Annotated in this window: 14 protein-coding genes; 2 read left to right on the top strand and 12 right to left on the bottom strand. The window is 58.6% G+C overall.

What is annotated here, in order from left to right:
- Positions 1-52 precede the first annotated feature (52 nt).
- The 3 genes from DW112_RS08395 to DW112_RS08385 form a co-directional block, all read right to left on the bottom strand.
- Positions 53-247: a hypothetical protein gene (locus DW112_RS08395; protein ID WP_117582963.1), complete on the bottom strand. Its 195-nt coding sequence runs from the start codon at positions 245-247 to the stop codon at positions 53-55.
- 68 nt (positions 248-315) lie between these two features.
- On the bottom strand, positions 316-2,343 hold the full coding sequence (locus DW112_RS08390; protein WP_118328757.1) for a KUP/HAK/KT family potassium transporter: 2,028 nt from the start codon (positions 2,341-2,343) through the stop codon (positions 316-318).
- Between the two features lie 159 nt (positions 2,344-2,502).
- Complete coding sequence (locus DW112_RS08385) at positions 2,503-3,375, bottom strand: nitroreductase family protein (protein WP_118328756.1); 873 nt, start codon at positions 3,373-3,375, stop codon at positions 2,503-2,505.
- A gap of 213 nt (positions 3,376-3,588) precedes the next feature.
- Here DW112_RS08385 and DW112_RS08380 point away from each other — a divergent pair, with 213 nt between their 5' ends.
- Positions 3,589-5,889, top strand: a complete 2,301-nt coding sequence (locus tag DW112_RS08380; RefSeq protein WP_118328755.1) for an LTA synthase family protein — start codon at positions 3,589-3,591, stop codon at positions 5,887-5,889.
- Positions 5,890-6,592: 703 nt separating this feature from the next.
- Here DW112_RS08380 and DW112_RS08375 read toward each other — a convergent pair.
- From DW112_RS08375 to bilS, 7 genes are all read right to left on the bottom strand, one after another.
- Complete coding sequence (locus DW112_RS08375; protein WP_117848708.1) at positions 6,593-7,291, bottom strand: hypothetical protein; 699 nt, start codon at positions 7,289-7,291, stop codon at positions 6,593-6,595.
- A 2-nt stretch (positions 7,292-7,293) separates the two neighbouring features.
- Positions 7,294-7,863, bottom strand: a complete 570-nt coding sequence (locus DW112_RS08370; RefSeq protein ID WP_118328754.1) for a hypothetical protein — start codon at positions 7,861-7,863, stop codon at positions 7,294-7,296.
- A gap of 1 nt (position 7,864) precedes the next feature.
- On the bottom strand, positions 7,865-13,321 hold the full coding sequence (locus tag DW112_RS08365) for a hypothetical protein (protein WP_118328753.1): 5,457 nt from the start codon (positions 13,319-13,321) through the stop codon (positions 7,865-7,867).
- Positions 13,322-13,324: 3 nt separating this feature from the next.
- Positions 13,325-13,972: a hypothetical protein gene (locus tag DW112_RS08360; protein ID WP_118328752.1), complete on the bottom strand. Its 648-nt coding sequence runs from the start codon at positions 13,970-13,972 to the stop codon at positions 13,325-13,327.
- A gap of 89 nt (positions 13,973-14,061) precedes the next feature.
- Positions 14,062-14,790, bottom strand: a complete 729-nt coding sequence (locus DW112_RS08355) for a SipW-dependent-type signal peptide-containing protein (protein ID WP_118328751.1) — start codon at positions 14,788-14,790, stop codon at positions 14,062-14,064.
- Between the two features lie 70 nt (positions 14,791-14,860).
- A complete protein-coding gene (locus DW112_RS08350) occupies positions 14,861-15,373 on the bottom strand; it encodes a signal peptidase I (RefSeq protein ID WP_158570924.1) in 513 nt (170 codons plus the stop codon).
- Between the two features lie 857 nt (positions 15,374-16,230).
- Positions 16,231-16,782, bottom strand: a complete 552-nt coding sequence (gene bilS, locus DW112_RS08345; RefSeq protein ID WP_118328750.1) for a flavodoxin family protein BilS — start codon at positions 16,780-16,782, stop codon at positions 16,231-16,233.
- Between the two features lie 347 nt (positions 16,783-17,129).
- Between bilS and DW112_RS08340 the strand changes: the two genes are divergently transcribed.
- Positions 17,130-18,395 (top strand): ATP-binding protein, encoded by a 1,266-nt coding sequence (locus DW112_RS08340; protein WP_158571745.1) that lies wholly within the window; start codon positions 17,130-17,132, stop codon positions 18,393-18,395.
- A 28-nt stretch (positions 18,396-18,423) separates the two neighbouring features.
- On the opposite strand, the gene DW112_RS08335 is transcribed toward DW112_RS08340, so the two are convergent.
- The gene (locus DW112_RS08335; RefSeq protein ID WP_118328748.1) at positions 18,424-20,283 is read right to left on the bottom strand and encodes an ABC transporter ATP-binding protein; all 1,860 of its coding nucleotides are present in this window, start codon (positions 20,281-20,283) and stop codon (positions 18,424-18,426) included.
- Entirely contained in the window at positions 20,284-22,128 is a 1,845-nt protein-coding gene (locus DW112_RS08330) for an ABC transporter ATP-binding protein (protein ID WP_118328747.1), read from the bottom strand.
- Positions 22,129-22,447: the final 319 nt, after the last annotated feature.

Here is a 22,447-nt window from a genome sequence, read left to right as displayed (position 1 = left end):
GTGGTTTCCCTTGTGGTGGTTCCAAGTGTATAGCCTTTGCAGCCGGCGGTCGCTAGACAAACAGCACGTGCGCGAGCAGGGCGCACACGCACGCCGCGACAAGCAGCGTCACCACGATCGAGATCACGCGGTCGGCCATGTCCATGTTGGCGCGATTCGTAAAGAACCGATCTTCGGCGGCGTCGGCGCGTGCCTCACGTACCAGCTCGGCCGCAAGATCGCGACCGTCAAGCCCCTTTGCATCCATGGTTTCCTCCCCAGGCTCAAACCCTGTCATTGCAAGCCGCCCGTTCGCAGCCATACCTTAAGCGTCGACTACGGGCGCTCGTCGGGAGCCAGGCGCTGCATCTTGCTCACGGCCTTAAACTTGGTGAACAGCGGCACGTACTCAAAGCTCACGTTGGAGTTCTCCAGGCCGTACCAGCGCGCAGGCGTGCCGGCGGCGCGGCGGATGATGTACTTGAGCGTGATGGCCGTACGCTCGCTGGGCTCAACGTCGCTTTCGGGCGCCAGCAGCTTGCGGATCATGACGAACTTAAACGTACCGATGTTGCCCGGATCCTTGTAGACCGAGTAGTCGTGCGTCTGCGCCGGCAGCTCGCCGCTGGCAGCCAGGTCCTGAACAACCTGACGCAGGTAGGCATTGACGCGTTGGTTAATCTTGTAGCCCAGGTACAGATGCACGCGGAACACGTAGTCGGTGCCGAACGTCTCGACCGAATAGGCAAAGGTATGCGGCTCCTCCATGGTCTCGACATTCACGAACCACCAGGCGCGAGCGCGCTTGGGATGCTTGTCCAAGATCGAGTAGACGATATCACGGTCGATGTAGTCGGTATGGGTGTCCTTGGTCAGGTACACGATGTTGTCGCTCATGCGCTCGTAACGGTCGTCGTCGCGCAGGCGCTTGAGCTGCGGCAGATAGCTGCGCAGCGGCAGCAGCGTAAACTGGCGCTGTTCGACCGCCGTGCCATTGTACCAGCACACCATAATGCCCATGATGAGTGCAGCCATGAGGATGGTGAAGTAGCCACCGTGGAAGAACTTGGTGAGCGAGCTCACAAAGAAGAAGCCCTCGAGCAAAAGGAAGAAGGCGGCAAAGATCCACGGCGCGACCTTGAGATTGCGCTCCACGTGCAGATAGAAGAAGAGCAGCATTGTCGTGCACATCATGGTCAGGGTAATGGCCAGGCCGTAGGCGGCTTCCATATGAGCCGAGTTCTGGAACAGCAGCACCACGATGACGCAGCCGACAAGCATGACGTTGTTGACCATGGGGATGTAGAGCTGGCCCTTGGTCTCGGCAGGATAGAAGACCTGCATATGCGGCATGAGGTCCAGGCGGCTGGCCTCGGACACCAGCGAGAATGCGCCGGTGATGAGCGCCTGCGAGGCGATGATGGCCGCGACGGTGGAAAGGCCGACGGCAAAGGGGCGCAGACCCGGGGCGAGCATCTGGTAGAAGGGGTTGAGGTCGGCGATACCCATGAGCTCCGGGTTGCCGGCGTTGTTGATAAGCCACGCGCCCTGGCCCATGTAGGACAGCAGCAGGCAGCACTTAACGAACGGCCAGGTGGCATAGATGTTGCCGCGGCCCACATGGCCCATGTCGGAATAGAGCGCCTCGGCACCGGTGGTAGCGAGGAAGCAGCTGCCCAAAATCATGATGCCCGCATGGTTGTTGGGGCTCAGCAGAAAAGCGATGCCACGCAACGGGTTGAGGCACAGCAGCACCGCGGGATACTGGCAGACAAAGAACAGGCCCGTGCCGCCCAGGAACAAAAACCACAGCGTCATGATGGGGCCGAAGGCGTGACCGATCTTGGCCGTGCCGATGCGCTGCACCAAGAAGAGCGCGATGATGATGGCAAGCGTGATGGCGACGACACGACCCTGGTCGTCACCGAGCACGGCATGGACCGCCGGGATGGTGCGCAGGCCCTCGATGGCCGTAGTGACGGTAACGGCAGGCGTCAGGATGCCGTCGGCGAGGAGCGCCGCGCCGCCCAGCATGGCGGGGATGATGAGCCACTTGCCGCAGCGCTTGACCAAGCTGTACAGGGCAAAGATGCCGCCCTCGCCGTGGTTGTCGGCGCGCAGCGAGATCAGCACGTACTTGACGGTCGTCAGCAGCGTGACCGTCCACACGACAAGGGAGAGCGCGCCGAGCACGAACTCCTGCGTGACGCTTCCGATGCCGCCGTTGCCGGCAACGAGTGCCTTGGTTACATACATGGGGCTGGTGCCGATATCGCCATACACCACGCCCAGCGTGACGAGCATCGCCGAGATGCTCACAGGAATCGCAGCGTGCGAGGCTACTTCCTTTGCCTTTTGTTCCATAAGCCGGTTTCCTCCCAATTTTAACGTTCGACGGGATTATATGTAATCAGCCCATATTTTAATGGCACCGTTTTCCCAGCTAGATAAACATTTATGCGGCCTTTAGGCCACCGCGGCGATATAGAATGTGACAAAGGGACGCCCCCTTTGTCACATTCGTCATTTTCCGAGCCAGTTTTTGAACCACCACTCCATAGAGCGGCTCATCTCGGCCATAAAGGGGCTCGTGTGCTTACGGGTGTAGATGTCGATGACGCGCTCGCCCACCTCGCGGGCGTGCGGGCGAAACATCGCATCCATCTCGGCCACCTGCGCATCCATCGTCGCGGCGTCGGCGCGACGATAATGCTCCTCGTGCACCAGGTTCACCACGGGATGTGCGATTGCCGGGCGCTCCTTACGGGGCGTGCCGATGATGAGCATCGACAGCGGCATGGTATAGGCAGGCAAGTCCAGCAGTGCGGCAACTTCCTCGGCGTTCTCGACGATATCACCGATGTAGCAGCTCCCCAGCCCCAGGGCCTCGGCGGCAACCACGGCGTTTTGAGCGGCGATCACGGCATCCTGCGCCGCGATGGCAAAGTCGCCCAAACCCGGCGCGGGGCGGGGCGCCTTGCCCGTGCGCTCGACAAACTCGGGCTCAAAGCAGCCCACGTGCTCAAACAGATCGATCCACTTGGCATAATCGACCACAAATACGAGCGCCCAGGGCGCCTTGGCGATCATGGGCTGGTGGTCGCACAGGTCGGCCAGACGGTCCAGCGTAGCCTGCTCGCGAATGCTCACGATGGAATACATCATCATGGCGCCCGCCGACGGTGCGCGACTCGCCGCATGCAAAACCGCCGCCCGCTGCTCGTCGGTCACCGCCACGGAACGGTCGTTGTCATCGCGCGCAAAAGCGCGCGTGGACGAACGGTGCTCCAAAATGTCCAGTACCGCGTTGCCCGTAGTCTCGACCGGATAGCCGTACGTATCCACGCCCGCAGCTCCGTCGCCGCCCATGTCCGCCTCGCAAACCTGCTCGCTCATCGCCCTACCCTCGCCATTTCTTTAAGAAGCCTTTACGTTTCCGTGTAATTCCCGTCCATTATCGCGCAGGTCGCCACTACATTGCGTCACACCGCCACACGCGCGCGTTAATATGGCTGGTTGTTGTGCGCAGCCACCAATCGCTGCGCATATCTTGGTAACAATCGGGCAAATCCCCGCTTTCGTAGGTTTTAGTTTGTGAGGAGTCTCAGCATGTTCGCTGCCGCCATCTCGCTCGTCGGTCTTGCGGCGACCGTCTACCTTGTCTTGCGCGAGGCCAAGGCCATTTGCGCAAAGTCGGGCACCGTTGCCAAAAGCGCTCTTGGGTGGAGCGTCGCCTTCGGCCTGTTCCAGCTCTTTTTGACCATTTGGGGCGCCATTGGCCTCGTCGCTCAAAACGAGCCGCTCGCCTTTGTGATGCTCATCCTGACCAACGCCATTCTCACCGGATGCGCTTGGGCCAGCATCGCCCGCGACCGCATCGCACCGCGCGTCTTTGCGTTCGCCTCGGCCGACGCTCCCGCCCCCACTGGCAAGCTCGCCCGCCTGCGCGGTGCCTTTGTGGGCAAACCGCTCGTCGCCGCCGTCCTGTGCCTGCTGCTCGCCGGCGTCTTTGCGCTGCTGGGCATGGAGGTCTCGTCCAACCACGACTTTACCTGGGTCTACCCCCTGTGCATCCTGCTCGAGTGGGCCATCATCACCGTGCTCATGGTCGGCCTGTTCTTCCTGTTCCAGCGCCACGGCGCAGCACCGGCCGTCCTAGCCTTTGCCCTCTTTGTCCTGGGCATTGCCGAGTTCTTCGTCATCACGTTTAAATCCATGCCCATCCAGCCGGGCGACCTTTCGGCCATCTCCACCGCCGCCGCGGTCGCCGGCAACGGCTACACCTTCTCGATCTCGCTGTTCTGCGTGCTGTCCATGGGCTTTACCGCCATCGCCATGCTGCTGTGCGAGTACGCCGGCCTGGTGGCACCGCACCGTCAGAAGGGTGCCGCCAGCGCCAAGCGCATGCTGCTCACCAACCTGCTCGTGGCAGTGCTATGCCTGGGCGGTGTGACCGCGCATGTCACGCTCATCGACTACTACAACACTCTCGGCATCACCGTCTACACCTGGCGTCCGCTCGAGAGCTACTGGCGCGAGGGCTACCTGCCTGCCTTTATTAGTGCGGCGCAGTCCATCAAGCCGCCCAAACCCGCCGACTACTCCGTCGACGATGCCAAGGCCACGCTCAAAAAGTACGCCAAGGCCTACGACAAGTCCGACGCGGCCAAGAGCGACGAGCGCGCCGCCGCAAAGGAGCAATTCGACAGCGAGAAGCCCACGGTCATCGCCATCATGAACGAGACCTTCTCGGACCTGTCCATCTACCAGAAAATGCGCGCCGGCTACGAGGGCCCGCAGTACTTTAAGAACCTGTCCAACTGCCTCAGCCGCGGCAAGCTCTACGTGAGTGCCTACGGCGGCGGCACCGCCAATACCGAGTTTGAGTTTATGACCGGCAACTCCATGGCCAACCTGGGTTCGGGCGTGTACCCCTACACCATCTACAACATGGAGACGACCGGGAACCTGGCAGAGCAGTTCAAATCGCTCGGCTATTCCACCACGGCCATGCACCCCAACCACGCCACCAACTGGAACCGCGAGAACGTCTATAAGGACTTTGGCTTTGACCAGTTCCTGTCCATCAACGATTTCCAGGGCGCCGATACCCTGCGCGGCATGGTGACCGACCAGGCTACCTACGACAAGATTCTGGAGCTGCTCGACCAGAACGCCGACCCGCAGTTCATCTTCGATGTGACCATGCAGAACCACTCGGGCTACGACACGGGCCTGCTGCCGGCAGATAAGCAGATGCACCTCAACATCGACACGACCGATCTGGACGCCAAGACCGTCGAGGACGGCACGCTGTCCGATGTCGACGAGTACGTCTCGTGCATCGAGCAGTCCGACCAGGCGCTGCGCTACTTCCTCAACGCCTTGAGCAGGCTTGACCGCAAGGTGGTCGTGGTGTTCTGGGGCGACCATCAGCCGTTCTTCCCGTCCAAGTTCAACGATAAGTGGTTTACCGACGAGGACGACGCCACGCATCAGGAGCGCTTGTGGCAGACTGACTACATCATCTGGGCTAACTACGACGTTGCCGGTTGCGACCAGACGAGTGAGGTCGACGACCTGTCCACCAACTACCTGTCCACCCAGCTCATGCAGCTGATCGGCGCACCGCTGACCGACTACCAGAAGGCGCATATGACGCTGCGCGAGTCGCTGCCCGCCATCAACTCCGTCGGCTACGAGGACGCCAGCCTGCGTTGGGCGCTTTCCTCCAACGTCACCGGTGACGACGCCGCTGCCGCAGCCGCCACCAAGGCGCGCGAGGATTACGCCAAGATGCAGTACTACGAGATGTTCCGCGATGGCAAGAACGTCTACACCGAGCACTTCCAGACCGAGGCCAACGAGACCGACCCCAACCTGGCGCCGGGTACGACCAAGATCAAGTAGCGACACGTCTTAACTGGTTCGTCTGCCCGGCGGCGCGAAACGTAAGGTTCCCTGCTCGGACAGTCCTGCTCGCACGGAGAGCACATTAAGTGCTCTCCGGCTCGTGCGGAACTCGCGATGAACCTTACATTCCGCGTCGCCGGGCAGACGCCTCGGTGTTGAAGCGCGGCTTGTCATGAAAGCATCCGCAACATATATAAGTTGAAGGCCACATTAAGTGGCCTTCTTTGTATTCGGAAAGTGTATCCCGGAATCTGCCTTCGGAATGGGACGCAGTTTCCACTTGAGGGCCTGTCGGGAAAGCGCATCCCACTTCAAGAGTAAATTCCGGGTCGCACTTTCCGCTAAGGCTCTCAAGCGGAAAGTGCATCCCATTCCAAGCCTTAATTCCGGGACGTAGTTTCCGGACAAGACATCAAACGGAAAGTGGGGACCACTCTGAGCGTCGATTCTGGGACACACTTTCCGAAACCCCGCCCATCCGGAAAGCCCGTCCCACTCCGTATACATCCAGGCATGAAATCATCAGCTTATTAGGCCTTCTATCAATAAAGAGACACCCTCCCGGGCGGCGGGCACGAAGTTCATCGCGAGTTCCGCACGCAAAGAAGGCCACTTAATGTGGCCTTCGTCTTGCGCAGGACTGTAGAGCAGGGAACTTCGTGCCCGCCGCCCAGGAGGGCGTTGCGTTTAGAAGATGGACCTAGCGCTTGTTCCTCCGGGACAAAAGAAGCGCGGCTATAAAAGCGATGATGGCAAGCGCCAGCAACACCAAAAGCAAAGCGAGCGTGTTGTCGCCCGTTGCCGCCAGACCAAGCAAGCCGGGCTTCTTGCTGCCAGCAGGTTGTACGGGGATCTTCTCGCCATCGTCTTCGGCGGTGATTTCCCAGCGAATTGCCTTGTTTGCGTCGGCAAGCTCGTTGCCCACCGACGTCGGGACACTTAGTTGCAAATTGAGTACCGTGCTGCCATCGCTCGTAAACGTTGCGACCTGCGTGGGATAGGCAAACACGCTGCCCGGCGTTCCCGTCTGGAGCCAACCGGCAGACGCATCGGCCGCCGACGCCGTTAGGGTAATGGGCGACAGCAGATGTGCCGTCTCGTGATCGACAACGGCCCGCACAAACACACGTACCTGGGACTTTACACCCGTGGCACGAACCCCAATCTGTTGCTCGCGTACATCGCCGGGCATTAGATCTTTAAAGGCTGGAAACAGATCGGGCTCCCCCGAGGAGTCCGTCGCTCCCGATACCGTTAGCTGGCGTGCATTTCCGTCATAGGCAATCGTGGGAATGTCAGCAAACGCACGTGCAGGAACGGCGAGCGCGATAAGGCAGACGATTGCCGCCATCACGCAATGCAAGAAACACGCAACGTCTTTACGAATCGGAGAGGCCATACTTACGCACCTCCATGCGGCGGCACCAGCACGCCATCCTTGACTGCACAGCCCCATGCCTCTGCAGCTGCATCGCCGGGCGTGGATTGAATTGCCTGGGTCGAAATGTCAACGACCAGGTTCTTCCTATCTGCCTTCTGCTCAGTCACGCTCTTGATGAGCACATCGGTTTTGCCCATCGGAGCAACGGGAGACGTCCAGTAGTAGTACCCGTCGGACGCGACAACCCAAGACGAGGCGGTGTTAGAAGCAGATGCCTTGGACACACTGCCCCACGCAATGACGTAGTCGGTGCCGGCAACTGGTTCATCCCACAGGCGCGCGCCATTCTGGTCCTGCCAGTAGATATCCACCGCAACACGCAGGTATGCCGGGGCCGAGCCGTTGTTTGTAATCATGACGTTGCTCTTCACATTGCCATCGAGCTTCTCATCTACCGAGGGCGCCACCGAACCAAAACCAAACTCGTTGACCAGCACGCCCGTAACCGAAAGCCACGCAAAGGTACCGGCAGCGCCAGCCAACAGGAGAACGCCAACAAGGAGGGCGACGATTTGCTTGCGCTTAGTCATCCTAGTCCTCCTTCTTCAGCGTGCCGTTTTTCCAAACATTCTTGGCACGCGAGCCACCATCGACCCATTTGTCATTCGCGCGCGTGTTGACGCACGTCACCACGGTGTCGCCCGCACTCGAGGCAGACGAGATGATGAGCTCGGCAGATTTGCCGGGCGCCTTGCCCGGCGTACTCAGTTCACCCTCGTAGCGCCATGCCCAAGCCGTGTCTTCCTCGACGGTATAGGTGCCCGCCGGAGCAGCAAATTGCACGCTGCCGACATACCAGACCTCACCGTTTTCGTCGCGCTGCTCGCTAACTTTCACCTCGACCATGCGCGTCTCGGCAGGAGAACCCTCCGACGCCTTTCGCGTTACCTTGAAGCGGAACGTTTGCCCCATTGCGCTGGCGTCGGTAGTCTTTTTAACGATCGTCAGCGCATGATTCTGGGTAAATTTGAACACGGCATTACCGGGACCTTGCTCGCCTTCGCCTGTCTTCTTGGACTCCAGACGGTTGGCCAGGTCAAACGAACCATTACCCGAACCCAGACTGTAGAGCGAGACAAACTTGCCGTCCACGGGAGCTTCCTCTGCACCAGGGCCGTAGCTTGCCCGCGTTACCGTGACGGTCAACTGCGTTCCCATAAACGGCTTGGCAAAGCAGACCTTAAACGGCGCCTTATCGGCGGCGTCGTCGACGGTGTTGGCGGCGGAAGGATCGAGCAGCCACTTAAGCTGCGCGGTCATGTTTTCGGGCTTTCCATCAGACGTATCGTTGGCAACCACGCGATACGTCACGGGATACAGGTCCATATCGCCCTTGACCGGCTCGTCCTTAAACGTATCCCAAGCCTCCGCAGCACCTTCGGCACCCACATATCGCCATTCCAAGAAGAGTTCACGCTTATCGCCATTGGCGGCCGCCTGCTCATCGAGTAGCGCAACGATCTTGGAGTGGGCATCCGGGTCATATGCCACGGATTTTTGCTCCATCACGGGGTTGCCGTCCTTGTCATAGACGGGGTTGCCGCTCTCGTACATTTTAGGGACATCGACCGTGTGGATAAAACCGGACTTGCCGTCTTGTGCGCGCTCATCGCCCGAGTCGACGGTCGCCGTAAAGATGACCGACCCGTCGATACCGTGATAGCGCACCTTATACGGCGCAATCTTGTACACCGCAGTGTAGGTCACGTTCTTAAAGGGCTCATTACCCTCGAGGGGATACTTCTCCTCATCGGTCATCAGGGTGTAGTTGCCATCGGATGTATAGTCACGCGACCAGCCGACAAAGTCGTACTTGGTGCCGTCCTTGCCGACAACCTCAGTTGCAGCTTTTACCTCCAGCGAAATCTGATCACCAGAGTCGGTACGCGCAAGGGAGCGTACGGCATAGGGATCATCCAGATTAGCATCGATATTCGATTGGACACTTACCGCGCTGGCACGGTAGACCGGGTACAGCTCCATGGGGGCGTTGACCACCGTGTTTTTAGTCACCATGGAAACGCCGTCCGACCAAACGACATAACCGCTGCTAGGCTCTGGCTTATTATCCGTCCAACCTACGAAGGCGTTGTATGCGCCCGTTGCAGCATCGATGTCTCCAATGTTATACGTTGGCAGCGGCATGCCGTCCTTAAGGCTGCCGAGAGAATCGCCCTGCTGGGCTACCTTACCGTCCACATCCCTGGCATTGAGATGGTACACAACCGCCAACGGCGAATAGTACGCCACAAATGTATAGGTCCCGCCGGGCTCCACCTGATAGGAATATGAGTTACCGTCGGCAGAATCGAGCTCCTTGACCTCACCATTCGGAAGTTCGACCTCGACCTTATTTAGCTTATATAACTCGCCGCCGGACTTGTATACCGTCGTTTCGATATCAGGAGTCACCGTTGCCGTGGCGGGATCGGTGTCCACATTGAGATTAGGGGTGATGTCATACCTAGGAACATTCACCTCGGAAGTACCCTCAAAACCGGCGCGGTGCAGGTTGGTGGTGTAGTTAACGTCGTACTTCGCGTACACCGGATAGGCATCCTGGTACTGGGTGACCTTGAAATCTGGTTTCACCAGATACGGTTCGGCCTTATCCGGGTCAGAAGTGGTGAAGGAATCACCCTTGACATCGTAGATATAGTCCCAGACGGCAGAATCCTTCTTGACCTCGGCGGTCGAAATCCAGCCCAGGAACTTATAGCCCGGCACGGCCATGTCGGCATCGGTCGGGGAAGCTTCGAGGGTCAGGGGGCTCTCATACGATCCCTTCTCACCATCTTCTGGCTTTTCGGCCACTTTAACCGACTTATTAACATGCGGGTAGTAATACGTGAACGTCGGATCCGCCCCGTTCACCTTGGTCTGCAGCAAGTTACTCTCATAGCGCCGCGTGGCAGTCCTCACGACATTATCGCCCTTGTTGTAGAAATTAACGTCCGTGGTAATCATCGCGCGAACGTAGTACTTCTTATCTGTACGCACCATGCTCTCGATGGGATTTTTCACATATGTCCAATATTCACCATCGCGCTCAAGCGTCCAGAAATTCAGGCGATAGCGATCATTCACCGGTTTGACCGTTACGTTCAGCGAAGCCGAAGTCCAAGTATCGCTTAGCGTTGCAGCGCCTGGAAAATCGGTATCGGCATAGAGGTTTTTTAGAGTATCGGCTCCCGTATCGTTTTTAACGTTGTGCGAGTACGCGTTAAGGGGACTCACGACAAGGGTTTCCTTCGTGAAGCGCGTGCCACACGTTTCATAACTATCCTTTATACCGTGGTCAACATGCTCCGGGCCCCAGTGGACGACGTTTTCACGCACGAAGGTACTACCGACGTTTTCCTCAAAGGGCGTTTGATAGCGATTCCAAACGGAACAAAGTAGCTTGCTGTCCGTAAACTCATGGTTGGTATAAGCCCGAACGTAATAATCCACTCGGTACTCAAAGCGGGCGATGTAGGTATGCGGCGCGGTTAAATCGACATCGGCGGGGAGCGTATAGCTGGGGTCGCGGCTTACGCGCACCTCGAGCGGGGCATCCTCGGTTCCCTTGTTTTCATACCAACCCAGGAAACGATAGCCGTCGGGCAGCTGGCCCTCCTCGGATATAGCTTTACCGGATACGTCGAGCACCTGTACGGTATACGCGCTTGTGCCATCTTCTGCAGTCTCAACCTTAACGTCAGTTTTGCCCACACCGTCGCGCCGAGTCTGATCGTCGGTTGCATCCTGCTCATTGCCCTCAAACACCGTCATGATGTTCGACACATAGTCGGTGTACACCGGATAAAAATCGGTAGGACCAAGCACAGTGATCTCGGTGCCGGCAGGATAGAACGCACCGGCGTTTTTTAGCTCGGCAAGCTTAGGCGAGGTGATGGCCGCATAGCCGCCGTTCATCCCAGCCTCGTCACTCGGCTGCGTCGTCCAGCCGATAAAGGTGGCACTGGCAGACAGAGTACCGCGGTCCGCAGGGGCAGCCGGCTTTAAACCGACACCATAGCGATACCAATCCGTCGACTTGTCGTGCGCGGCGCCACTCTTACAATCAAGCGTCTCGCCCTTAACGTTATAGAACAGCACCTGCGCCTCGTACGAAGCGATAAACAGGTCGTTGCCCTTAAAACCGTCGGCCCCCTTGGCATTATCGGCGGTATAGGTTGACGTTTTCTCGTGCGCCTCGCTCTTCTGGACCTGCTTGCCGGCAGTCACCGCAGCGTCATCGGTCTTGCCGTTAAACCAGCTGTTGTCATGATCGATGCGGTTCACTTTAACCCCGGGCTCGCGGAACCAGCCCATAAAACGGTAGCCGCCGTTCTCCTTGGTCAGGCCATCAGGCTTTGCGGAGGTATCCTGCTTAAACGTTACCGATGTATCGCCCTGGGCCAAGCCCTGAGCCGTTCCCGCCAGCACGGCGCTCACGGCAAAGGCATACGGATCCGAGGTCGCCTGATCAATACCGAGTTTGGTTGCCGTAATAGTCGCAGTACCCGCACCGGGAAAATCGATCGTCGCCTTAACGCTTTGGCCATGCACGGGGATATTCAGCTTGTAATCCATCGCCCATTCGTTTGCATGGTCGCCGCCCAGATAATCGTTATTGGCAGTCGAGCGCATGGTGCCGGCACAGAAGTCGTAGTCGTGCTCTTCCCATAGCTCGCGCGTGGTGTAGCGCTCGTCATCCCATGGACCATAGCCATCACCCTTGGTGGTGCCATCGCCGCCAAACGAGGGGATTTTCTTTTTGGCAGGGTTGCCCTGGCTGTTGCCAGAAAGGCTCACGCTCGGCTTAAAGTAGCACTCGGTGACCGTGGCATCATCCTTGTTGGCGCGCGCAGCAATACCGCCCAGGTTCACGTCGTTTTGAATGATGGGAATCACGGCGATGGGATTGTACTGACGCGAGCTCAAGTCACCCGCAAAATGGCTTCGAACGAGCTCGTTGCCCTTTTCGGTTAGAATACGACCCGCCAAGCCACCCGTCCACGCACGCGTCACGGCGACGACGCCCACATATGACGCGGCATAGCTGTAGCACTGCGCCGTCGAGAAGCAGTCGATAATCTTGGCCTCGCCCGCCATGCAGCCCACAAAACCCGAGGCGTACACGTTGTTGCCGCCCAGGGCGCCAATGGCCACGTCGTACTTATTGGTGACGTCGGTCATGCCCTTCTCGGCAATCGAGCCGTCGTCCTTACGCGTCGGCGTCACGCGGCAGTACTCGATAGTCGAGTTCTTAACGTAGCCGGCAAACGCCGCCATATACAGACCCTCACCGCCGAGCGCCTGCACGCCCGAGGTCGCATTGTTGACGGCACGGCCGCCACGGACCTCGCAGTTGTAGAGGGTGCAGCCGTCGAGCTCGCCGGCGATGAGACCGCCCTCAAAGCCTGCGTTGGTAATGAGGTTGAGAGCATTGTTGGCGCAGGTCACGTGCAGCGTGCTCTCCATGACCATAACGTTTTCGAAGCGCGTATTGACGGCCTTGCCCACGATAATGCCACCGCGGAAGTCCGCCCACACGTTGGCGTCCTTGACCAGGAAGTTTTTGATGGTGGCACCGTTGGTCTCGGCAAAAAATCCCGTATCGCGCTCGGGGTCAAAAGCGTCTTTATCGTAGTTCAGGCCCTCAACGGTGTGGTTTTGACCATCGAACACGCCCTTAAACGGATGCTCCTTGTTGCCAAACGACAGATGCTTAACGGTGCTTGCAACGATGTCTTTCATGTCGTCGCTGTCGAGCTCAATGTCGTTATCGAGATAAACGTGCCAGCCGGACGTATCGCGCTCGCGCGACAGCGCCACGTACGCCAAAAAGTCGTTCGCATTTTTGATGTGATATTCGTTTTTGTTCTCGGGCACGTCCTCGGCATGCACTGACGTTGGCAGCGCCATAACGCAGCAAAGGACAATCGCTGCGACGGCAACCAGCCTGCTAAGCATGCCCCGGTTTATGTTCTTGATCTTCATAGGCTAGTTCGCCTCCGGCCAGCCCACGACGTCAAGCACGTCGAGGACGGTATCGCTTGCATGCTGGTTTTTGGCCTGCACGGCCTGAACATCGATATCGAGCCTGAATGAGCCGCCGCGCGCGGCATCGTGGTAGTCGCCCACAAAGCGCAGCGAGTCCATAAGGCTTTCCGTCATGGCGCCGGGGTCGAGCATGCCGCCACGTCCGGCCAAGCCGCGGTAGTAGTACCACCCATCGCTGCCATCGATCCACGGGGATCCCTCGCCCACGTTCACATGAAACGCAACGCTGCCCGAGGCATCCGCGCTCGAACCGTCGGGCGCCACTGACGTCATGCGCAGACGCGCGCGAACGTACTCAGGCTGCGCGCCGACGTTCTCCACGCGCACAATGCGGCTGATGTCAGAGCCCCCGGCCTTGGTGTCGGGATAGTCCCCGTGCTCGTTGGGCTCAAACGGAATCTCCTCGCCCTGCTCGTTGAGAGTGTATTCGCAGACTCGTACCTTCACGCTGCCAAACGATAGGACGTTGTTCGCCGGAACCATATCAACGGTAAAAGCCAGCGTGCTGCACAGGCACGCCAGGGCCAACAGCGCCATCGCGGCAAGCGCCAAGGTGCGTTTCTGATTGTCGGAAAGATTGTTGAGCATTACGTTCGCCAATCGTCGATTAAAGGGGAGCCGAGATCCCGGCCCGAAAATGGGGATGGGGAGCGGGCCGGGATCTCGGTGGGGAGGGATTAAGCCTGAGCCTGAGTCTTAGCCCATTCCTTGGCCTGCTCAAGGGCGTTGGTGGCCGCATCGGCCTTGTCGCCCTTCTGATCAGCGCCGAAGATGTAGCAGGAGACTGTCATAGCGGGACTTTGAACAACATCCGTGCTGTTCAGCGTATTCGGAATACTCACCTGGCTGAACAGCTCGCCGGTATAGGCTGCCTTTCCGTCGGAGGGAGCAAGCGCAGCCGGCGCGCTGGTGTTATTGGTGTACACGAACAGACCGCTCACGTACTGGCCTTCAGTGCCGTTAGTCACAGCCTTTCCGGTAAATTCCCCATCGACTTTCGTCCATCCATTATTGATAGTGAAGTATGGAGTCTTGGCAAGTTTGCCTTCTACATCTTTCACAATGGCGTTTTTCACATAGATAAACACATAAGAAGAGTCAGAATCTTTGCCGATACCCACGTTCGGATTCTTATTGATTACAGTGCCAGGGACCATCTTCGACTTATCAGTCCATTTGGTCTCGAACAGATATCCGTCCACTGAGGGGTTCGTGGGATCAGTGCCGGGCTTGTTCGGCTGATCGGGGTCGGGCTTCACTTCAGGCTTGTCAATGCTGCCGACCGTGAACTCATTCACCTTGGTTTGGGTCGCCGTCAGCCATGCATAGGTACCCACGCCGGCAGCCAGCACCAACAGCAACAGGGCGGCAATGATGCCGTAGCGCTTTTTCTTCTTGTTTTCCATCGTTCTCTTCCTTTCGAGAATCGTCTTCCCCGGCAACGGCCCCTACCGCCGCCGACGCTTTTCCCTGCCGCTATGAACGCCGCTCCCTCGCATGCACGCGGGCATGCTTACCCGCAGGCTCGTCGGAAACCACCCGATCGAGCACTATCGACGCCGCGACCAGCAGCGCCAGAACGGCCACCACAACAAGCAAACCGGGCATCGTCGTGCAATATGCGTTAACGAAGCCCAGGTAAGGGACACAAAAAGAAACGACACCGATCACGCGTGAAAAAGGCGTCTGCTCGGCGTCGTGCATGATGGTTCCATCTGCATTTTTGTTTGCGATTCCCTGCGTACCGATCGTCTGTGCCACAGGGTCGATCTCGTACACCTGGTGCGTCACCACGGCACCGTCGGAGCGGTAAAAGGTTGCATTGTCGCCCACGGCAATATCCGTTGGCTCAACTTGGCGAACAAACACCATGGAGCCGACGGGAAACTCGGGCTCCATAGAGCCCGAAAGCACAGCAAAGGGTGTGTATCCAAATGCGCGAGGCACAAAAGAAACAACGGCAAGGGCTATGACAAGCGCGAACGCCAAGCTACTCAAAAGCGTAATAAATCGTTTGAGTCTGCGCGCCGTCAAAGTGATAATTCATCCCCCTTGAGGACCTATTCTACCCATCCAAAGGTCAGCAAGTTTCAACAGGAACCGCAAGGCGCTTGAAAAGTGAGTCCGAAATAAGCCAATTTGGAATCTTTTCGTAATAAAAACATAGCGATGTGCTACACATTTTTCAATGTTTTATCGCTAAATGCTACTTATTTTGGCGTAAGTGGCCATTTATCCCCAAATTAGTCTGTTTTATCCAATACTTACGACTAACCCCCTACGCAACTTCCCCATAGGAGGTTCGATTTTTTTGCGAAACTAAAATAATGGTACCCCCCCCCACATTAAAACAAACTACTGGAAGTGTCATTTATTTCCGACCCTCCCCTTGCCGGAGTTTTATGACAGCCCCATGTAGTTCGCAGCCCATAATCCTCTGAGAACCGTGTCCCAGAATTCACGTCCGGAGTGGGATGCGGTTTCCGCTTGTGGCCCCGTTGGGAAACCACATCCCACTCCGATCGCAAATTCCGGGTCGCGCTTTCCGCCAAGGCCCTCAACCGGAAACGGCATCCCATTTCTCGGCCGAAAACTGGGATGCGGTTTCCACAGAGCCCCTCAACGGGAAACCGCATCCCATTCCAAAGGCAAATTCCGGGACGCAGCTTCCGCAACCCCACCCATCCGGAAATCCCATCCCACTCCGCACACATCCGGGCATAGAACAATCAGCTTATTAGGCCTTCCATCAATAAAGGGGCGCCCTCGTGTCATGAAAAAAGCCCCGAGAATCTCGAGGCTTTCACGTTTGTACGATTGAACGCGCGGCACCGCAAGCGGCGAAGTTATTCGCCCAAAACGGCCTTTTTTGCGGCTGCAGCCATGTTATCCATATCTTCCTTGGTGGGATGGTCCTTCGCGGCAACCCAGTTGTCGAGCAGCATCTTAAATCGGGCGTTGTCGGGATCTTGCTCGAGCATTGCCTCGTAGCGCTGCTTGACCGCGGGGCCCATCTTGCCCTGGCACATCGCCCAGCCCGCAAGCTCGGCATCCTCGGCCAAATTGGAAGTTACGCGGTCGATAATCTGCTGATAGTAGCTCTGGTCGGCGCCAAAACCGCAGGTGCCAAACAAAAAGACGCGCTTACCGTGCAAGGCGGAGAGCAACGCCGCGACCGAAGGCGTGCACGCGCCCTTGTCGCACCAAAAGCCGACAAGCACCGTGTCGGCCGCGCAGGCGCCCCGTGCCTCGAGCGCAACCTGATCTGCATCCGCATCGTCGCTCAACGCCGCGGCGTGGACAAACTCAACGCCCGCAGCCTGTAGAGCGCGCTTGATCGCACCCGAAACCATCCTGGTATTACCGCTCTTGCTGTTAACCACCAAAGAGCACGTCATAGTCACGTTGCCTCGTTTCCCCCAAAACTAAAGCCACTAATGCAATTTATTAGATGAATATCTTAGTACTAACGTGACAGATGTAAACCACCGTCTGTCGATTGGCGACGCAGACGACATCTTTGGACAGATTTCGAACAGTATGTACTTCGGATTGAAACCGCCGCAGAACGTTTCACGAATGGCCGAAAAACTGTTTCACAAAACGCCGTCAAATTGTTTCATATAATATCGTCAATTTGTTTCACGAAATACCGTCAGATTGTGTCATGGTTTTTCGTCAAAATGTTTTACGCGCTGGTAAGATGCTATAAAACAAAATGTTTCTTTGAATGGCGGGAAGTACGATGACTAGGTATATGAGTAGATGTATCGATCGCTCAATCGAACGCGATCTTGGCATTTTTGGTGCCGTGCTCATTCAGGGACCGAAGTGGTGCGGAAAGACGACTACGGCCCAGCGATTCGCTGAATCATCGCTGTCTCTCTCCGACCCTGCCGGAGACTTTGCCGCACTGCAGCTTGCCAGGATCGACCCAGCTCAAGCAATAGTCGGCGCAACGCCGAGACTCATCGATGAGTGGCAGGAAGAGCCAAAACTGTGGGACGCAATACGTTTCGAATGCGATCGTCGGACCGGTGAGCCAGGGCAGTTTTTGCTTACGGGGTCGGCAACACCAAACGACGCCGACCAACCGATGCACAGCGGCATCGGACGCATATCACGCTTGCGCATGGAAACAATGACTCTGGCCGAACTCGGGGTTTCCTCAGGGGCGGTCTCGCTCGAATCGCTGCTTAACGGATGCCCCATCAAAGCGGCACTTGGATCCATCAACGGCATCGCCGATATCGCCGATTTGCTATGTCGTGGTGGTTGGCCTCAGGCGGTTGGCAAGACGACTGCCGATGCAATGCGTATATCCGCTGCCTACATCGACGGTGTCTGCGAATCGGATGTTTCGAGGGTTGACGGCGTGAAGCGTGACCCGGAGAAAGTCAGGGCTCTTCTGTCTTCGCTTGCGCGCAACGAATCCACTCTTGCCGGCGAAAAGTCTCTTGAGAAAGACCTCGGCGGTGATGTATCGAGAAGTACGCTGCGGCGCTATACGGATGCCTTGCGCAGAATACACATCATCGATGATATCCCGGCTTGGCATCCGGCGCTCAGGTCTCCGGTAAAGCTGCGGCAAAGTGCAAAAAGGCACCTCGCCGACCCTTCGCTTGCCGTCGCACTGCTCGGAGCAAATCCGGAGTCATTGGCATCCGACCCTAAGACGCTGGGACTGCTCTTCGAATCCCTCGTCCTGCACGACCTTAAGGTCTATGCAGCCGCAAATGACTCATCGGTGTCCCACTACCATGACGCCGACGATCTCGAGGTCGATGCCGTTATACACAGGCGCGATGGAACTTGGATTGCCGTGGAAATAAAACTCGGAAGTCCGCAGATCCCCGAGGCATCTGCAAACCTGCTTCGACTCGAGCGCAAACTTGTCGAGCGTGGCGAGAGACCACCCGCGGCCAAGCTCATCGTCATCGGGTTCGGCATGCCAGCCCATACAATGCCCGAGGGCATTATCGTTGCCCCCGTTGACACACTCGCGCCCTAGCGCTGCATTACATGCCCCACGGGCTTGCTCACTGGGCGAATTGGCTGCGGTAGAGCTCGGCGTAGAAGCCGCCTGCCACTAGCAGCTCGTCGTGCGTGCCGCGCTCGATAATCTCGCCGTCGCGCATCACCAGAATGCAGTCGGCGTTGCGGATGGTGCTCAGGCGATGCGCCACCACAAAGCTTGTGCGACCTGCCATGAGCTCGTCAAATGCCGCCTGAACCTGCAGCTCGGTGCGGGTATCGATGCTCGACGTCGCCTCGTCCAGCAGCAGAATCGCCGGGTCGGTGAGCATGACGCGCGCGATGCACAGCAGCTGTTTTTGACCCTGGCTAAACGTGCCGCCGTCCTCGCCGATCACCGTATCGTAGCCGCCTGGCAGCTGCACGATAAACTTGTGCGCATGCGCGCGCTTGGCGGCCTCGATAACCTGCTCGCGCGCGGCATCCGGGCAACCGTAAGCGATGTTGTCCGCCACCGTGCCCTCGAACAGCCATGTGTCCTGCAGCACCATGCCAAAGGCGCGGCGCAGGCTTGCGCGCGTGTAGTCACGCGAGGAACGGCCATCGACCGCAATGCGACCGGCATCGATATCGTAAAAACGCAGTAGCAAATTGATGAGCGTCGTCTTGCCACAGCCCGTAGGACCGACCAGGGCAAAGCGCATACCGGGCTTAGCCTCGATGCAGATGTCCTGCAGCAGCTTGCGGTCGGGAACGTAGCTAAAGTCCACATGCTCAAAGGTCACCTCGCCCCGTGGGGCGGCAAGCTCCACGGCATCTGGCGCATCGGGCTCCTGCTCGCGCGCATCGAGCAGCGCAAACATGCGGCGCGCCGAGGCGTACGCGGTCTGAATCTGCGTAATAACGTTGGTGACCTCGTTGAACGGCTTGGTGTACTGGTTGGCGTAGGACAGGAAAATCTGCACGCCGCCCACCGTAAGCGCCGCCGGCACACCCGTGATCACGCCCACGCAGCCGATCACAGCGACCACGGCATAGATGATGTTATTGATAAAGCGCGTGCCGGGGTTGGAGAGCGAGCCCATAAACTGCGCGCGCTCACCTGCCGTATAGAGCTCGGCGTTAAGGGCATCGAAGCGCTGCTGAGCGCTCGGGCCGTAGGCGAAGGCGTCCACCAGCTTTTGCTCACCCACATACTCCTCGATATGACCGCCGAGTTGGCCTTGAATACGCTGCTGCGCCGTAAAGCTCTTGTTGGAGAGCTTGGCAATAGCACCGGCTGCAAAGATGGAGAGCGGCGTGACGAGCACCACCACGAGCGTCATGGTCAGGTTGATGGAAAGCATAAACGCGAGCGTGCCCACGATGGTGATGACGCCGGTAAAGAGCTGGGTAAAGCCCTGCAGCAGACCATCGCCCACCTGGTCGACGTCGTTGACTACGCGGCTCATAAGGTCACCGTGGGCATGGCTGTCGATAAAGCTGAGCGGCATACGGCTGAGCTTGTCGCTCGCCTCCACGCGCATGTCGCGCACCGTCTCGTAGGACAGACGGTTAACGCAGTAGCCCTGCAGCCACTGGAAGGCCGCGGCACCTACGACGACAATCGCGAGTTTGGTGACGAGCGGCAGCAGCGCGTCAAAGTCCACCTGCCCGGCGGCAACGATGAGGTCGATGCCCTCGCCGATGAGGATGGGCGTGTAGAGCTGCAGGATAACGGAGATGGCGGCACTCACAAACGAAGCCGCAAACGAGACGCGGTGCGGGCGAACATAGCCCAGCAGGCGGCGGGTCACCGCACCCACGGGATAGCGCTCGGGATCACCGGGTTGGCGCGGACCGTCGCCCAGGTCGTTAAGGTTATCGTTGCCGGACACGTTAGCGGTCATCGTGGCGACCGAACCGGAGGAAGTATACGGATTCATCTAGCAGCCCTCCTTTGCGCAGACGGATGCGGGGGCGGTTGGGGCGGACGCGGGTGTCGCACTCCCCTGCCGGCCCTCGAGCTCCTCGCGGCGAAGCTGCGACTGGCAGATCTCTCGGTAGAGCTGGCAGCTTGCATACAGCTCGCCATGCGTGCCCAGGTCCGCGACCGAACCGTGATCGAGCACGCAGATCATGTCGGCGTCGCGCACGGTCGAGACGCGCTGGCTCACAATCACCGTGGTCAGCGGCAGCCCGCCCTCGGCGGCACCGCGCACGCTGCGCTCGCGAATGGCATGGCGAAGCGCCGCGTCGGTCTTAAAGTCGAGCGCCGAGGCAGAATCGTCCATGATCAATATCCGAGGCGAACCCACCAAGGCGCGCGCGATGGTCAGGCGCTGGCGCTGGCCACCGCTAAAGTTCTTGCCGCCCGCCTCGACCGGGGCATCGAGCCCCTGCGGTTTGTTGCGCACGAACTCGCTCGCCTGCGCCATGTCGAGCGCCGCCCAGAGCTCCTCGTCGGTTGCCGACTCGTCACGCCAGGTCAGGTTGCTGCGGATCGTGCCGCTCACCAGCGACGCGCGCTGCGGTACGGTCGCGACCACGTGGCGCAGCTGGTCGAGCGGCCAGGTGCGCACGTCGGCACCCATCACGCTCACGCTGCCGGTGCTCGCATCGTAGAGGCGCGGAATAAGCGAAACGAGCGTGGACTTGCCGCTACCCGTGCCGCCGATAATACCGAGCGTCTTGCCCAGCGGGAGCTCCAGCGTCACATCGTTGACAGCATTGGCCGCGCCGGCGCCAAACGAGAAGCTCGTATGGTCAAAGCTCAGCGCAGGAACGGGAGCGACATTGCCCGGCTCGGGCAGTGCGACCGTCTCGTTGTCCTCGTCGGTGATGCTCGGCATGCAATTGAGCACCTCGTTGATGCGCGACGCGCTGGCGCTCGCCTTGGTAAAGACCACAACCAGGTTGGCGACGTACACGATGGAGGTGAGCGTCTGCGTCATGTAGTTCACAAACGCCATGACCTGGCCCTGCGTGAGCTCGCCCACGTTGACCTGGATACCGCCCACCCACAGGATGGCGCACACGCCCAGGTTCATCACAAGAAACGTGACGGGGTTGAGAATCGACGAGAGCTTGCCCACCGCGATGGCAGTATTGGCCTGGTCGTCGGCTGCCTGGGCAAAGCGCTCGCGCTCATGGTCCTCGCGCACGAAGGCGCGAACCACGCGGGCGCCCGAAAGGCCCTCGCGGCAGATAAGCGCGATGCGGTCAAGCTTTGCCTGCAGCTGCTTGTAGTACGGGATACAGCGCGCCATGACAAACCAAAACACCAGGCCGATGGCGGGCGTGCAAATCAAAAAGATAATGCCGAGCTTAAGGTCGATGGCAAGGGCCGCGACCATGGAGCCCACCGCCAGGAAGGGCCAGCGGATGAGCATGCGCACGCCCAGCGCCACAGCGAGCTGCACCTGGTTGACGTCGTTGGTGATGCGGGTGATAAGCGACGGCGTGCCAAAGCGGTCGAGCTCGGCATAGCTCAGCTTATTAATGTGCCCGTAGAGCGCACCGCGGATGTCGGTGCCCATGCCCTGCGAGGTCAGCGCCGCCATCTTTTGGCAGACGAGCGTAAACGAGATGCCGATTACAGCCATGGCGGCGAGCACCGCGCCGTAACGGACGACGGCGTTGACATCGTGTGCGCCGATGCCCTTATCGATCATCTGGGCAATCACCAGCGGCGTAAGCAGGTCAAAGATCACTTCGATCAGCTTGCACGCAGGGCCAATCACCATATACCGGCGAAACTTACCACCAAAACGCCTGAGCAGCTCAATCATAAAAAGGCGCTCCCTATCATCATCTCTCTTCAATCTGATTCATGATAGTACGGCGAACCCTGAAGATGCGTAAGCAACTCGTTACAGAAGAGTCTTGAGCGGTGGTAAAAAACGCCACTGTTTTGGCGCAGTCAGCGAGCGACATAACGCCAGGGATTCAATTATCAGATAAATGTGACCCTTCAGGCAGTTTTGGTCGGCTACCCGCGAGTGCCGGCAGGGCGCTTGGTAGTCGAGCGATCCCGCAGGCGAAGCCGAGGACCAGCGAGACACCAAACACTTCATCGCCTCTTGAAGCACGTAGCCGTCGATGTTTTGG

Source organism: Collinsella sp. AM09-41 (genome assembly GCF_003473245.1).
In the GTDB taxonomy this organism is placed as follows: domain Bacteria; phylum Actinomycetota; class Coriobacteriia; order Coriobacteriales; family Coriobacteriaceae; genus Collinsella.
Note: the sequence above shows the minus strand (reverse complement) of the source record. Positions and strands in the feature narration are given on the sequence as shown.